Source organism: Amycolatopsis sp. NPDC043885 (genome assembly GCF_056435685.1).
The window spans coordinates 79,389-93,398 of record NZ_JBWKEA010000003.1; the positions used below are offsets into that span (position 1 = coordinate 79,389).

13 protein-coding genes and 1 tRNA gene are annotated in these 14,010 nt (G+C 68.1%); 8 read left to right on the top strand and 6 right to left on the bottom strand.

Annotated features, from left to right (window positions below; genetic code table 11):
- The first annotated feature begins 21 nt into the window (after positions 1-21).
- From AC069I_RS13250 to AC069I_RS13265, 4 genes are all read left to right on the top strand, one after another.
- Positions 22-363, top strand: a complete 342-nt coding sequence (locus AC069I_RS13250; RefSeq protein ID WP_478225479.1) for an ArsR/SmtB family transcription factor — start codon at positions 22-24, stop codon at positions 361-363.
- Positions 360-629, top strand: a complete 270-nt coding sequence (locus AC069I_RS13255) for a hypothetical protein (RefSeq protein ID WP_478225478.1) — start codon at positions 360-362, stop codon at positions 627-629. The genes AC069I_RS13250 and AC069I_RS13255 overlap by 4 nt, the downstream gene beginning before the upstream one ends.
- A gap of 111 nt (positions 630-740) precedes the next feature.
- Positions 741-2,921, top strand: a complete 2,181-nt coding sequence (locus AC069I_RS13260) for an MMPL family transporter (RefSeq protein ID WP_478265507.1) — start codon at positions 741-743, stop codon at positions 2,919-2,921.
- Positions 2,914-3,636, top strand: a complete 723-nt coding sequence (locus AC069I_RS13265) for a class I SAM-dependent methyltransferase (protein WP_478234846.1) — start codon at positions 2,914-2,916, stop codon at positions 3,634-3,636. Before AC069I_RS13260 ends, AC069I_RS13265 begins: the two co-directional genes overlap by 8 nt.
- On the opposite strand, the gene AC069I_RS13270 is transcribed toward AC069I_RS13265, so the two are convergent.
- Positions 3,633-5,006 (bottom strand): UTP--glucose-1-phosphate uridylyltransferase, encoded by a 1,374-nt coding sequence (locus tag AC069I_RS13270; RefSeq protein WP_478265508.1) that lies wholly within the window; start codon positions 5,004-5,006, stop codon positions 3,633-3,635. The two genes, AC069I_RS13265 and AC069I_RS13270, sit on opposite strands and share 4 nt — an antisense overlap.
- Before the next feature lie 205 nt (positions 5,007-5,211).
- Positions 5,212-5,784: a 5-formyltetrahydrofolate cyclo-ligase gene (locus tag AC069I_RS13275; protein ID WP_478265664.1), complete on the bottom strand. Its 573-nt coding sequence runs from the start codon at positions 5,782-5,784 to the stop codon at positions 5,212-5,214.
- Between the two features lie 218 nt (positions 5,785-6,002).
- Here AC069I_RS13275 and glp point away from each other — a divergent pair, with 218 nt between their 5' ends.
- The 4 genes from glp to AC069I_RS13295 all read left to right on the top strand — a co-directional run bounded on the left by glp (position 6,003) and on the right by AC069I_RS13295 (position 9,060).
- Positions 6,003-7,274: a molybdotransferase-like divisome protein Glp gene (gene glp, locus AC069I_RS13280; protein WP_126736878.1), complete on the top strand. Its 1,272-nt coding sequence runs from the start codon at positions 6,003-6,005 to the stop codon at positions 7,272-7,274.
- Positions 7,274-7,945, top strand: a complete 672-nt coding sequence (locus tag AC069I_RS13285) for a GNAT family N-acetyltransferase (protein WP_340686968.1) — start codon at positions 7,274-7,276, stop codon at positions 7,943-7,945. Before glp ends, AC069I_RS13285 begins: the two co-directional genes overlap by 1 nt.
- Positions 7,946-8,106: 161 nt before the next feature.
- A complete protein-coding gene (gene sepX, locus AC069I_RS13290) occupies positions 8,107-8,916 on the top strand; it encodes a divisome protein SepX/GlpR (RefSeq protein WP_478225472.1) in 810 nt (269 codons plus the stop codon).
- 71 nt (positions 8,917-8,987) lie between these two features.
- Positions 8,988-9,060: transfer RNA gene (locus AC069I_RS13295), tRNA-Ala, on the top strand.
- A 78-nt stretch (positions 9,061-9,138) separates the two neighbouring features.
- On the opposite strand, the gene AC069I_RS13300 is transcribed toward AC069I_RS13295, so the two are convergent.
- From AC069I_RS13300 to AC069I_RS13315, 4 genes are read right to left on the bottom strand one after another with little or no spacing between them, the layout of a single operon-like run.
- Positions 9,139-10,353, bottom strand: a complete 1,215-nt coding sequence (locus tag AC069I_RS13300) for a site-specific integrase (RefSeq protein WP_478265509.1) — start codon at positions 10,351-10,353, stop codon at positions 9,139-9,141.
- A complete protein-coding gene (locus tag AC069I_RS13305) occupies positions 10,353-10,535 on the bottom strand; it encodes an excisionase family DNA-binding protein (RefSeq protein WP_409490661.1) in 183 nt (60 codons plus the stop codon). Before AC069I_RS13305 ends, AC069I_RS13300 begins: the two co-directional genes overlap by 1 nt.
- 10 nt (positions 10,536-10,545) lie before the next feature.
- Positions 10,546-12,195, bottom strand: a complete 1,650-nt coding sequence (locus tag AC069I_RS13310) for a replication initiator (protein ID WP_478265510.1) — start codon at positions 12,193-12,195, stop codon at positions 10,546-10,548.
- Positions 12,192-13,775, bottom strand: a complete 1,584-nt coding sequence (locus AC069I_RS13315; protein ID WP_478265511.1) for an FtsK/SpoIIIE domain-containing protein — start codon at positions 13,773-13,775, stop codon at positions 12,192-12,194. Before AC069I_RS13315 ends, AC069I_RS13310 begins: the two co-directional genes overlap by 4 nt.
- Between the last annotated feature and the right edge of the window lie 235 nt (positions 13,776-14,010).

The window sequence follows — 14,010 nt, forward strand, 5'->3', positions numbered from 1 at the left end:
TGGCATGTACAGGAGCTCGGCATGACCGCCACCGGACCGTCCGGCGACGAGCTGCTGCGGCTGCTGGGGGCGCTGGCGAATCCGCACCGGCTGCGGATCGTCGCGGCGCTGCGCGCGGAACGCGCGTATGTCAGCCAGCTGGCGCGAGAGCTCGGCATCAGCCGGGCACTGTTGCAGCTCCACCTGCGCAAACTGGAGGCGGCCGGGCTCGTTTCGGCCACATTGGAGCTGTCGGAGGACGGGAAGGCGATGAAGTTCTACGAGGTGAAACCGTTCCTGGTCGAGCTGAGCCCGGACACCATCGCCGCCGCGGCGCCGACGCTCAGCACACCGGCACCGGGTGACGAGGGGGAACGAGCGTGAACTGGCATCAATGGCAGGAGGTCGCCGGGCTGATCGGCATCTTCGTGTTCCTCACCGTGGTGATCACGGTGGTCGTGTGGCAGTTCGGCGCGACCATCCGGGCCAAGGGCGCGCTCGCGCGCGAACAGGAATACCGCAGGCTCGCCGAGAAGGCCGTCCAGGCGCAGGAAGAGACCGAACGCAAACTCACCGAACTCGACGGACGCCTCGCGGATCTGCGGAAGAGCGTGGGCACGGTCGAGCGGATTCTCAAGGAGGTCGACTGACCGGCCGGTGAAAGACCCTGGGCCGCCGAGCGGCAACTCGGCGGCCCAGGAAAGAAGAAGCAAAAACCTCGCCCGAGGCATCTCACTCCTTCACGTAAAGGACTGTAGTTCATGCTGCCCGAAAAGATCGCCGCGTGGTCCCTGCGGCATCGCGCGTTCACCCTCGCCGGCTGGGTCGCCCTCGTGGTCGTCGCCCTGCTGTCGGGAATGCTGCTCGACGGCGAAAGCCGCCGCAGCACCGATCCCGGCGAGTCCGGCCGCGCGCAGACCGCGATGAACGCGCAAAGCACCTTCGATCCCTTACGCGAGAACGTCCTCGTCGCGGCGAAGGAGCCCGGCTCACCGCCGTTCGCCGCGAACGAAGAACTCCGGCGGGCGAACGAAGACCTGATCACCACGCTCACCGGGTCCGGCGCCGTCACCGACCTCCGCTCGCCGCTGGACGCCGACGGCGCCGAGCGGATCTCGGCCGACGGCGCGTCCGGGCTCGTCGGCTTCGCGATCGCGGGCGGAGCGAAGGACATCCGCCCGAACTTCGAGACCGCGACCGCGATGGTGGACGCGGTCGCCGCCCGGCATCCCTCGGTCCGGCTGGGCCTGTCCGGGGATCTCAGCCTGTCGTCCGTGGTCGACAAGGGCATCCGGGAGGACGTCAAACGTTCGGAACTGCTTTCCCTGCCGCTGACCCTGGTGATCCTGCTGATCGTCTTCGGAGCGCTGGTCGCCGCGTCGGTCCCGCTGCTGCTGGCGGGCACGAGTGTCGCGGCGACGTTCGGCTTCCTCTCCGTCGTCGACGACTTCACCCCGATCAACGGCGCGACGACGGTGATCACCCTGCTCATCGGAATGGCGGTGGGCGTCGACTATTCGCTGTTCTTCCTCAGGCGGCAACGGGAAGAACGCGCGCGGGGCCACTCCGTCGACGGCGCGATCCTCATCGCGGCGCGGACCTCCGGGCATGTCGTGGTCGTCTCCGGCGTCACGGTCGTCCTGTGCGTGGGCGGGCTGGTGTTCACCGGTCTCGACAACTTCACCGGGCTCGCGATCAGCACGGCGTTCGTGGTCGGGCTGGCCGTGCTCGGCGCGGTCACCGTGCTGCCGGCGCTGCTCTCCCTGCTGGGCGGCAAGGTCGATCGCGGGCGGATTCCCTGGCTGGGCGAGCGGCGCACCGCCGCGGAGAACTCGCGGTTCTGGTCCGCGACGGCTCGCGTGGTCACCCGGCGGCCGGCGTTGTGGGGCGGGCTCGCGTCCGCGCTGCTCCTCCTGCTCACGCTGCCCGCGCTCGGCATGCGCCTGCAGGATCCGACGCCGGCGGAGAGCCTGCCGCGCTCGATGGCGACGATCGACGCCGCTGTCCGCACCCAGGAAGCCTTTCCGGGAGTCGTTTACCCCGCCACGGTGGTACTGACGGCCGAGCGCGGCGGCCCGGTCGACAGCCCGGCGCTACGAGCGGCGATCACGGATCTCGAACGGCGGATCGGCGAATCCTCCGGTGTGCTGAACAAGCCGATCGCCGTCGGAGGCGTCGACCAGGCCGTGGTCGTCCGTGTCCCGCTGTCCGGCGCGGGCCGCGACGCGGAAGCCGACGCCGCGCTCGCGAAACTGCGCACCGAAGTACTCCCGGAGACGGTCGGCAAGGTGGACGGTGTCGAGTTCGCGGTGTCGGGCCGCACGGCGAGCGCCCGCGATTTCGCCGACCGGGTGATCGAGCGGATGCCGCTGGTCTTCGGGTTCGTCCTGCTCGCGGCGTTCTTGTTGCTGCTGCGGGCTTTCCGATCCGTGCCGGTGGCGCTGGTGTCGATCGTGCTGAACCTGCTGTCGATCGGCGCGGCCTACGGCGTGCTCACCTGGATCTTCCAGGACGGCCATTTCGCTTCCCTGCTGGGCTTCACCCCGTACGGCGGGGTGGTGGGCTGGCTGCCGATGTTCATGTTCGTCCTGCTGCTCGGGCTGAGCATGGACTACCACATCTTCATCCTCAGCCGGATCCGCGAACGGCGGGCCGAAGGCGCCGTCACCGCGATCGTCCGCGGCACCGGCACGAGCGCGGGGGTGGTCAGCGGGGCGGCGGTGATCATGGTCGGCGTGTTCAGCGTCTTCATCACGTTGAGCGCGATCGAGTACAAGATGATGGGCGTCGGGATGGCGGTCGCCGTCCTGATCGACGCCACCCTGATCCGCGGCGTGCTGCTGCCCGCCTTCCTGGCGGTGCTGGGCGAACGGGCCTGGCGGCGTGACCGTAAATCCGTGGCCCGCGAACGCGTCCCGGAACTATCGTCGCCGAATGCCTGACGCGCTCTTCGCCCACGCCCGGCTCGCACCGATCTACGACGCCTTCGACGGCGCTCGCGACGATCTGGAGCACTACCTCGGCATCATCGGCGAACTCGGGGCGAAGAGAGTGCTCGACGTCGGCTGCGGCACCGGCTGCCTGGCCGTTCTCCTTGCCGCACGCGGGATGGAGGTCGTGGGAGTCGATCCCGCGGAGGCGTCACTGGAGGTCGCGAAGGCCAAAGACCCGGAAGGGAAGATCACCTGGATCCACGGCGACGCGAAAGCGGTGGGTGACGCCTGCGCCGATCTCGCGGTGATGACCGGGAACGTGGCCCAGGTCTTCCTGACCGACGGCGAATGGCGCCGGACGCTCGAAGGTATCCGCACCGCGCTGGTGCCCGGCGGTCACCTGGTCTTCGAGATCCGGCGCCCCGGTCGCCGCGTGTGGGAGGACTGGGCCGCCGACACCGCGCACGACGTCGTCGACGTCCCCGGCGTCGGCGAGGTCGAGCAATGGCGTGAGGTCACCGAGGTGAACCTCCCGTTCGTGTCGTTCCGGTACAGCTACCGGTTCTCCGACGGCGAGGTCGTCACCTCGGACTCGACGCTGTGGTTCCGCGAACGCGAAGAACTGGAACCCTTGCTGGCGGAGCACGGCTTTCGCGTCCTGGACGTCCGGGACGCCCCGGATCGCCCAGGACGTGAGTACGTGTTCATCGCCCGGCGAGACTAGAGGATTTCGCCGTCCGGAACGGCTTTCGGCCCGGTGATCTTCACGTCGCCACGGACGACGACGCCCTTCCCGAAGGTGACGTCACCGTCCACGGCGAGGCTCGTGCAGTCCTTGAGCGAAGGCGCGGAAGGGATACGCGCGTCGAAGTCCGGCAGGAGCTTGTAGAACTCCTTGCTCAGCGACACGACCGGCGGGGTGGTGGTGAACTCCGGGATCATCTCCCCGCTCTCGTCGAGCACGTACGCGTCGGACCGGACGACGAGCAGGTCGTCGGTGGTCTTGACCGGCGCGAACCGGGTCCGCGGGATTTCGATGGCCCGCGCGCCCTCGACGGAGCCGATCGCCGCGCCCATCGCCGTTTCGAGCTGGATCACCGGGGTGCTGGCCGCGTCCGCCGGATCGACGGTCTTCCGGTTCACGATCAGCGGCAGATGCGGCGCGGCCGGGTCGGCGTCCTGGAGGGCTTTCAGGCGTTCGAGGTCGATCCAGATGTTGTTGGTGTTGTAGAACCGCCATTTGCCGACATCGCCGAACGAGTCGTCGCCGTCGGGGACCTGCGCGGATTCACGCAGGACGATCCGGCCCGCGCGCCGCGCGAGGTGCCCGCCCTTGCGGTCGGCCGCGGTGCCGAGCACGGTCTCCATCGCGAACGGGATGTCCTCGGTCGCGAGCCACGCGGCGATCCGCGCGTCCGGCAGCGCGCCGAGGTTGTCGGCGTTGGACACGAAACACCAGCGGATGCCCTCCGTCAGCAGCGTTTCGAGCATCCCGCTCACCGCGAGCGCGATGTAGATGTCGCCGTGTCCCGGCGGGCACCATTCGAGTTCGGGGTTCGACGGCCATTCGGCGGGCCGCCCGTCGGCGGTGATCTTCGGTTCGCGGCCCTGCAGGAAGTCGGCCGGGATGACGTCGTCGGCGAGATCGGGATACTTCTTCAGCAACTCCAGCGAAGGTTCGCGGGTGCCCGCCGAATTCATCAGGATCAGCGGGAGCCGCGCGCCGTACTTCTCGCGGGTCGAAAGCACCTGCATGGCGATGACGTCGAGGAACGTCTTGCCCGGCTTGATCTCCAGCAGCGACTTCGGCCCGGTGAGCCCCATGCTCGTGCCCAGCCCGCCGTTGAGCTTCAGCACGGCGGTGCGGTTCAGCACCCGGCGCGCTTCTTCGGCCTCCGGCTCGGGCAGGTCGACGAGCCTGCTGATGTCATCGAGCGGTTCGAGCTCGTTTCCCGGCAATTGACCGGCGCCGGGTTCGGACAGCTGCTCGAGACGCCGCCGCAGAGCGGCCAGCTCCATGGCGTGGGCCCCCGCGGAACGCATTTTCGACAGCGTTTCGGCGAACTGATCGGACAGGTGCGCGTCAGAGCTCATTGTGCCCTTTCTGAACCACTGCGTCGGGGCGTCAGTGCCGTTGGTGAACCCGCGTCCGCGATCGACGTCGGCAGGACGCGGCCTCGTCATACCTGTCACGGTGACGAGCAGGGCGCCCTGCCACCGCGATAGCGGGGCCTGCGGCCGGGGCGGGTTCACGCTCAGGGTCATTTTCCCGGCTACGTCTCAGCTCCGCGAACAGGCGTCAGTCTATTACCGGTCGCGGCGCCAGGCCGTGCTCCGGGGTCAGTACCCCGGTCATGCGGACGTCATGCGGTTCCGCGGGCAATTCACGCACGAGTTCGGCGTCCCGGACGACGGCGATCAGCGCGGCACCCGACGCGGCGAAGGAGAGCGACCGGTCGTAGTACCCGGCGCCCCTGCCGAGCCGGACCCCTTCGTCGTCGACGGCGAGCGCGGGGATCAGCACCAGATCGGCCGTTCCCAGCGTGTCGGGACCGAGGCGGCGCCCCGTCGGTTCGAGCAGTCCCCGCAGCCTGCCGGGCCCGAGACTCGACGGGCCCTCGAACGCGGCCCACTCCAGCGGCCCCGGCGTGTCGGGGACGATCGGCAGCAGCACGCGTTTCCCTTGATCGAGAAGTTGATCAAGCAGTGCCGTCGAACCCGGTTCGGTACCGAAGGGTACGTAGGCGCACACGACCTCGCCCGGCAGCCGGGAGGCCGCGGCGGCGAGCGCCACCGCCTCCCGCGCCCACACTTCCGACACCTGCGAACGTCGTTCGGCGGTTATCCGGGAACGCCACTCCGCTTTGCTCAGGTGTTCATTGCCGGGCTCGCCCACGTGGTCAGGTTAGGCTTCACGCCTATGACAGGCGCAGCGACCACCCCGGCGGCACGGACCACGAGGAGCTTGCCCGATCGGGCGATTTCCGCGGCTTCGGACCGCATCACTCCTGGTAACGGTGGTGAACTTCAGTTCACCGACGGGCCCACATCGCGTGCCTGGTCGAACGAACGGATCGAGATCCCCCAGTCATGACGGAGCCCATCGCCGAAGCGGCCGAGACCGAAGACGCGGGACAGTTCCGTTCCGTCGAGGATCAGATCGCGCTGACCCTGGACGCCGCGGTGCGCCCGCGCCCGGTCCGGGTCGCCATCTCCGAGGCCCAGGGCCTCCTGTGCGCCGAAGAGGTCGTCGCCGAACACGCGCTGCCCGGTTTCGACCAGGCCGCCGTCGACGGCTACGCGGTACGAAGCGTCGACGTCCGCACCGCGGGCCAGGAGCCGGTGCAGCTGCCGGTGGTCGGCGAGATCGCCGCCGGTTCCCGCCAGCCGCGGCGGTTGCAGCCCGGCCAGGCCGTGCGGGTCGACACCGGAGCGCCGCTGCCGACGCTCGCCGACGCCGTCGTCCCGACCGCCTACACCGACGGCCACCAGGCCAAGGTCACCGTGCACAAATCCGTGCCGTCGGCGGCCTACGTGCGCCGGACCGGCGAGGACGTGCAGATCGGCGACGTCGCCGTGCGCAAGGGCGACACCATCGGCTCGGCCCAGGTCGGCCTGCTCGCCGCGGTCGGCAGGGCGAAGGTCCTGGTCTACCCGCGGCCCCGGGTGTCGATCGTGTCCGTGGGCGACGAACTGGTCGACATCGACCGCACCCCGTCGGTCGGGCAGGTCTACGACGTCAACTCCTACGCGCTGTCCGCGGCCGCGCGGGACGCGGGCGCCGAGGTGAGCCGCGTCGGCATCGTCCCCGGCGACCCGAAACGCCTGCGAGAGGTCGTCGAAGGCCGCCTGCTGATGTCGGAGATCGTGGTCGTCGCGGGCGGCGCCGGCGGCAGCGCGGGCGACGAGGTGCACGCGGCGCTGTCGGACCTCGGCCACATCGACATGACCCGCGTCGCCATGCACCCCGGTTCCGTGCAGGGTTTCGGCAGGCTCGGCCCCGATTCGGTGCCGACGTTCCTCATCCCCGGCAATCCGATGAGCGCGCTGGTCGTGTTCGAGGTCCTGGTCCGCCCGCTGATCCGCGCCGCGCGCGGCACCCGCAACCCGCACCGCCGGATCGTCGGCGCGCGGCTGCTCTCCCCGATCACCTCGACCAAGGGACGCAAGGGTTTCCTGCGCGGCCAGCTGCTGCGCGACGAGGGCAACGGCGAGTACCTGGTGCAGCCACTCGGCACCTCCGGCGCGCATCTGCTCGCGTCGCTCGCCGAGGCGAACTGCCTGATCAACATCGACGAAGACCTCACCGAGGTCGCCGCGGGCGAGCAGGTCAAGGTGACCTTCCTGGCCCAGCGGGCGTAATGGGCGCACCGATTTCCGGCGTCGCGTATCCGATCGAGAGCAGGCATCCGGGCTGGCCCGCGAAGCTGGGCCCGCTCCGGGTGCCCGCCGGGATCCTCGCCGTCCGGCCGGTCCGGCTGCGAGACGCCGGCGACTGGAGCCGCGTCCGGCTGCGGGACCGCGAGCACCTCGAAATGTGGGAACCGACCGGCGTCGGGCCGTGGCCGGAGCGCAACGCGTATTGGTCATGGCCGTCCCAATGGCTGGCATTACGTGGCCTCGCCCGGCGCGGGCAATGCCTCCCGTTCACCATCACGGTGGATGGACGCTTCGCCGGACAGATCACTGTGGGTAACGTCATCCGGGCGTCGCTCCGATCCGCCTGGATCGGCTACTGGGTGTCGTCGGACATCGTCCGCGGCGGCGTCGCGACCGGCGCCGTCGCCCTCGTCACCGACCATGTCTTCGATTTCGGCGGGCTGCACCGGCTCGAGGCGACCGTCCGCCCCGAAAACACCCCCAGCCTGCGGGTTCTCGCCAAATCGGGCTATCGGCGAGAGGGACTTTTCGAGCGCTACCTCGATGTCGCGGGCGGCTGGCGGGACCATTTCTGCTACGCCGTCACCAAGGAGGAGACCGGTGACGGACTGGTCTCGCGGCTCGTCGCGAAGGGCCTCGCGGAGCGCGTTTGACCCCGTTACCGGGTCGTTCCGGTGACCGCGTTACCACAAGCTGTGAGATTCACCTAATTTGGTGATGCATTTTCCGTGATCGGAACCGGCGAGTCTGCGCGGCGTGTGTGACTGTTGTGGCTAGCGTGACTACAGCAGTGGATCGGGGGAGGTGACGGGAGATGCCCAGTTCGGTGATCATCGTCGCGCTCGCAGCGGCATGGCTCGTCGTTCTCGTGCCCATGGTCGCCCGCAAGCGCCAGCAGGTCGCACGGACGACGGACTCGGCCTTGGCGGCGCGAGTCGTGCGGAGCGGGAGCACACGCCACGAGGGACCGGAGGAGTTCGCGATGGCGGAGAACACGGAACCATCGGTAGAAGACGACCTGGCGGAACTCGAGGCGGAACTCGACGCCGACCTCGAAGACGAGGCACCGGAGGCCGAGCCGCTTCCCCAGCCCTCGCGCACGGCCCGGCCCGAAAGAGAACGCCAAAGCACCGGCTACCGGCCAGGCCGGGGCGGATTCGACCCGGAGGCGGCCGACATCGCCGCGCGCGCCAAGTACGCGTTCCGGCAGCGGATCGTCATCGCCCTCCTGGTGCTGGTGGTCACCACCGCGGCCGTCGCCGGCTTCCTGACCCCGACGGTCTGGTGGGCCAACGGTGTCGTCGACGCCGTCCTCATCGGCTACCTCGTGTACCTGCGCCGCCAGGTCCGCATCGAGAACGAGATCCGGCAGCGCCGCCTCGCCCGCTTCAACAGCACCCGCGCCCCGCGCCGCCCGGCGGTCGAGGACGACGAAACCCACGAGTCCCCTGAGGACATCGAGGTCGTCGCCACCGAACGCCCGGCCGTCGTGGAACGCAAGCCGTCCCCGATGTCCCGCCTGCGGCGCCAAGCCGTCGTCGTCGACCTCGACGACGAGGACCCGGCCTTCCACGAGCTCGACGAGCCCGGGACCAGGCCTTTCCGCCGAGCCTCCGGAGAGTGACCCCCCTTGTTCAGGGCTCCATGAGCCACTGATAGGCTCATGGAGCTCCCAATGAGGGGCAAGATTCACCAGGGGCTGTAGCGCAGTTGGTAGCGCGTCTCGTTCGCATCGAGAAGGTCAGGGGTTCGATTCCCCTCAGCTCCACAGCAGCTCAAAGGCCCTTCCCAGGGAATCGGGAAGGGCCTTTTTGCTACCCGTACAGCAGCAAAGTACAGCAGCAGGTCATTGCAAGCTGTCTCCGAGTTTCTTGAGCGCCGCCCGCGTCTGGTCCGACGAAATCTCGGTGTAGATCTCCATCGTGACCGCGAACTGAGCGTGCCGGAGAATCCGCATCGCGACCCGAGGGTGCACGTCGAGATCCGCCAGCAACGACCCGCAGGAGCGGCGACCGTCGTGCACGGTGATGTACCGAACACCCGCCTTCCTGCATCGCGTCGCCCACGACCGGAGGAAGTTACGCGGCTCGATCGGCGTGCCGTGCTCGGTCGTGAACACGAGCCCGCTGTCCAGCCAAGCGTCAGCCTTCTCCTTGTCCCGGCCCCGACGCTCCAGCCGCAGCTTCAACGCCGCTGTGACAATGTCGATCAGGGGCATGGTGTCGTCAGACGTCGGTGTCTTCGTCTGGCGATGCAGAAGCTTCTTCTGGACCCTCTGCAACTGCCAGGAGATATCCAGCTCCGACGTTTCGAAGTTGATCGCCTCATCCGGGAGGCCGAGCACTTCACCCTCACGCATGCCCATGATCAGGACGAGGGCATACGCCGCGTACAGCGGGTCGTTCTCCGCCTTGGCCGACTCAAGGAACTTCCGAGCTTCATCACTGGACCACCGTTGCCGCTTCGGCTTCCGGAGAGTCGGCAGGGTCACGAGCGCCACCACGTTGCGACTGATCAACTCTTCGCGGCACGCGTAGTTCAACGCGCTACGCAGACAGTCCCGAATGTCTTTGATCGTGCGACCTGACGGTGCTTGCTCGCAGCATCGCCCGAGCGCGCAACACCGCTGCTTGGCCCGCGACCTACGAGCATCCTTCCCCTGTGCACAGCACTGGCACACCGAAGGCAACTTGTTGACCCACTTCTGCGCCTCACGAAGTTGCAGACGGTCGAGACGCTTGTCTCCCAGGAACGGAGCGATGTACAGCCGAACGAAAAGCTCGTAGTTCACGTACGTCTTGGGTGCCCGGTTCGGCCGGATGACTTCCTCAAGCCAGTAGTTCAGGTACGGCCCCAAGTTCGGAACCCGAGTCGCGACAGGCCCCTTCTTTGCTTCCTGATGCAGCTTCAGCCACTTGTCGTGAACTTCCTCGCGCGTCTTCCCGTAGACGTACTTGCGCTTCCTCTCCCCGCTAGGAGTCGTGACCCACACGTAGGCGGCGAAACCGTTGCGGTGGGGGTAAATCGAGCCTTCCCCGTCAGCGCGTGCCTTCCCAGTCATCAGGCAGCCTCCGCCACTCGATCATTGATGTACTGATCAACCCATTCAGGGAGAATCCGCCGGTTATGACCGTCCTTGACGGATTGAATCCGCCCGGTGGCCACCAGCATCTTTGTCTTCGACAGTCCGTAACCCAGCATCTCCGCCACCTCAGCGACGGTGTGCCATTTACGCGTGATCATCAGTTCCCCCTTACGCCGCTTGCCGAGTTGCCGAAGTTTCGAGACCTTCGCCCGGTGGTCCCTCAGCGGCGAGTAATGCCCTGTCGTACTCGGCCTTCCACGTGATGCGTTCAGAGATGGCGCGCATCACGAGGTGATCCCGTGGTGGACAGTGGGTGTCGCCGGGTTCGACCTTGCGCCAGACGAACCGGTCAGGTGCCGGTTGTTCCTTGGTGATCCCGACAGCGGCCAGCGCGTCCAGGACGAAGCCCTTCCGGTCCGCCTTGTGATCGGCCACCGTCTTGCCCGACCACTTCCGGGACACCAGCACCCGCCGCCCAGGAAGCCCGAGCGTCGTTCGACGATGAGCGCGACCCTTGCAGTGCCCGGGGACGGTCTTTCCGTTGGCTCCCTTGGGATTGATGCCGTACAGCAGCCACACCGCGCACCGGGGCGAACACGGGGTCACCGACAGTTCAGCGTGAAGACGGTCGTGATGATCCCGCTGCGCGGCAGTGTCAGCGTCGACCACCTCACCAGTGGACTTGGTCAGGTACTTGGTGAGGTAGCCGATGTGGCGGCCGGATTCCTCGGTGCCGCCCAAGATCCCCTTGGAGTGGACCTGACGGCCGAACGTGACGACGTGCGCTGGTTCCTCGACCGCGTCCACGGCCTCATCCCACGACGGCAGAGGCTCCCGAGTATCCGGGTCCACAAAGGAGCGGGAATCCATGTCCCACAACGGTTCTCGATCCGTGTAGACGATCTCGTCATGGTTAGGCCACCACACCTGGTGATAAGTGGCCTCGGTGACCATTCGGATGACTTCGTGGGAGATGGAGCCGCGTAGGGCGGTGTGCAGGTGCGGAGCCGCCCGCCGTTGGGGTTCCACGGTGGCGAAGTACTGCACATCCCAGCCGACCACGCGCCGCAGGTTCTGCCACCACCGATCCACCAGCGCCGAGAAGTGCACCGCGTCCCGAGCAGCCCGCCGGTAGTCATACGTCGTCGGGTTGACCGGCGAGCCGTCCGACCGGACCGGGCCGTAGGTGTCGCAGGTGAGCGTGACGAACATCGACGGCCGGAACTTCCCCGCGTACTCCCGACCCACCGTCGCCGAGGACACCTTCCGTCGAGGCAGGTTCGGCGCGTCCTGCCGCCGCTTGGTCGATCGCTTCACCGGACGCTTCTCCGGAACGTCGAGGGCAGGCAGACGACCCGTCATCCCAGACGCCCGCAACTCCTCATCCACCGAGGCGACCTCCGCCCGCAGCTCCTCCGCCTCGGCCTCATCCCCGGCCGCCACCGCGTCCCGGTAGTGCGCCGCCAGATCAGCCCGGAACGCCACCAGCTCCGTTTGCATCTCCGACGGCTTCTCACGGGCGATGACGGGCTCCTCGGTCAAGTGCCAGCCCTCACGACACTGCGCCTGACGGAGCGCCTTTGCCTTGCGAGCACAGGGAAGGCACACCGATTCCACAGTGGACCCGCACGGCACGGGCACGTAGCGGATCTCGCCGGTTTCGGTGTCGCCCACCTCCATCGTGAACGGCCGGACACACACCCCGTGCTTCTCCGCGGTGGCCTTCACGACGTCGGCAGAGAGCGCCCCGCGGATTCGTCCATTCGTGGCCGGCGGGGAGGCCGAACCTGTTCCGACCTGCGAATCTGTCGTGGTCATGCCGTCCCCCTCTCGCCGCGCCGGTCTGACAGGTGGATGACCGAGGCGCCGCCGTTGGTGACGTAGTGCTCCAGGTGCTTGATGGTCTGGTCGGGAACCCACCCGGCCCGGACGCGCAGGGGTTCGCGGATGCCTTCACCCCAGACGTAGCCGACCCCGGCCGCCGATTCCGGGATGCGGTTCGCCCAGGCCCCACGTTCGTAGGCGCCATCGCCGAGGACCATGGGGACTTGACTCTTGGCTGTCACCCGCAGGCAGATACGGCGGGTGAACAGCTCCCGCACCGGGACGGTTTCCTTGGTCGGTTCCTGGACATAGCCCCGGACCGCGAACCCGAGCGCCCGCCCCTGGGTGGTCAGGATCGCCACCCGTTCCACGATCGCGTCACGGGTCTTGCGATCGGTATAGCGGGTCAGAGCGCCGATCTCGTCGAACTCCAGCAGTTCCACCGGATACTCCGTCGAGACCGGGACCTGACGGGTGTTCCCGGCGAAGACGCGCTTCCGGTTCTCCAGTTCCTCGATCAGCGCGTCGAGGACGTCCAGGGCTTCCTTGCCGGACACGCCGTAGCGGGCGAAGATCCCGCGCCCGTAGGCGAGTTCGACCGCCTTCGGGTCGATCCCGGACACGCGAATGAGACCGGCGCGGATCGGTGCCGCAGCCGACACCAGCGGAGCCCACAGGACCGAGCCCTTCCCCGACCCCGACGCACCAGCCACCAGCGTGTGCGCGCCACCACCGACCAGCGGCAGCGTCCACGGCGTGCCGTACTCCGTCGACCCCGCATAGACCGCCCGCAGATCCACCCCCGAGCCGTCCACGGAGACCATCTCCGGAACCGGCAGGCACGTCACCGCCGCGTCGAGCAGATCCCGGCGCATGAAGTCGATGGACACCACATCCGGCTCAAGCTCCCGCACCTGACACCGCGCAACCTTGCGCGCCACCGCCAACTCCCGCGCGACCTCATCGAAATCCTCTGGCTTCTGCCCAGGAACCAGCCGCACGCGGACCTCATCCCACGACGGACCGGAGCGGACCGACAGCAGTTTCGGCACCGCCACCCCGGACGCCTGACGCGCCTTCGCGACCGCCTCACGCTTGCGCCGACGAGACACCAGGTTCACCGTCACATCAACGGGAATCGCGTCATCCCGGACAGTCAGCCCGCAGGCGTGCAGCCACCCGGCGAGCTTGCGCCCGTAGAACGCCCAGCGCAGCCACCACGCCCGCAGCCACCGCCCGCACCAGTGGTCATACCCGACCGCGTCCAGCCGCCACCACACCAGCAGCACGACCGCCAGCACGCCGACCGTGACCGTGAGGGAGAGCCAGCCCAGCCAGGTGCACCAGGCCCACAGCGCCAGCAGTGCCAGGCAGGTACGCCAGTGCGTGACCAGTTGCCGAACAATCCAGCCGACCGCCCGCAGCAGGCCCCACAGCGCCACGCCGAGCACCGCCAGCGCAGCCAGTGCCTCCAGCACACTCGCCAGGACACGGCCGACCTTGGCCAGCACCCACAGCACCACCGCCAGCCCGCCGCCGACCGCGAGCGTGGTCATGATCTCCTGCGTGTTCATCGCCGACCACCCCGCAGACCAGCAGCAGGAACCACGATCGGCAGCGGCAGCATCCCCAGGCACGGGGAGCACTTCTCCTCACCCGGCAGCAGCCGAGCGAACCTCTTGCATTCAGTACAGCGCGTTCGGGTGACCCCCGTTGACTCGCACTGTGTGCCGTCATTTATCTTCTTCATTGTTCACTGCTCCAGTGGACAGGCGCAGAACCGGAACAGGTTGGTAGCCAGGGGCCGGT

Bases quoted from the DNA above. Each gene is read 5' to 3' on its own strand.
- AC069I_RS13250 (WP_478225479.1), top strand. From the start codon at position 22: ATGACCGCCACCGGACCGTCCGGCGACGAGCTGCTGCGGCTGCTGGGG.
- AC069I_RS13260 (WP_478265507.1), top strand. From the start codon at position 741: ATGCTGCCCGAAAAGATCGCCGCGTGGTCCCTGCGGCATCGCGCGTTC.
- AC069I_RS13265 (WP_478234846.1), top strand. From the start codon at position 2,914: ATGCCTGACGCGCTCTTCGCCCACGCCCGGCTCGCACCGATCTACGAC.
- AC069I_RS13270 (WP_478265508.1), bottom strand. From the start codon at position 5,006: ATGAGCTCTGACGCGCACCTGTCCGATCAGTTCGCCGAAACGCTGTCG.
- glp (WP_126736878.1), top strand. From the start codon at position 6,003: ATGACGGAGCCCATCGCCGAAGCGGCCGAGACCGAAGACGCGGGACAG.
- AC069I_RS13285 (WP_340686968.1), top strand. From the start codon at position 7,274: ATGGGCGCACCGATTTCCGGCGTCGCGTATCCGATCGAGAGCAGGCAT.
- sepX (WP_478225472.1), top strand. From the start codon at position 8,107: ATGCCCAGTTCGGTGATCATCGTCGCGCTCGCAGCGGCATGGCTCGTC.
- AC069I_RS13300 (WP_478265509.1), bottom strand. From the start codon at position 10,353: ATGACTGGGAAGGCACGCGCTGACGGGGAAGGCTCGATTTACCCCCAC.
- AC069I_RS13305 (WP_409490661.1), bottom strand. From the start codon at position 10,535: ATGATCACGCGTAAATGGCACACCGTCGCTGAGGTGGCGGAGATGCTG.
- AC069I_RS13310 (WP_478265510.1), bottom strand. From the start codon at position 12,195: ATGACCACGACAGATTCGCAGGTCGGAACAGGTTCGGCCTCCCCGCCG.
- AC069I_RS13315 (WP_478265511.1), bottom strand. From the start codon at position 13,775: ATGAACACGCAGGAGATCATGACCACGCTCGCGGTCGGCGGCGGGCTG.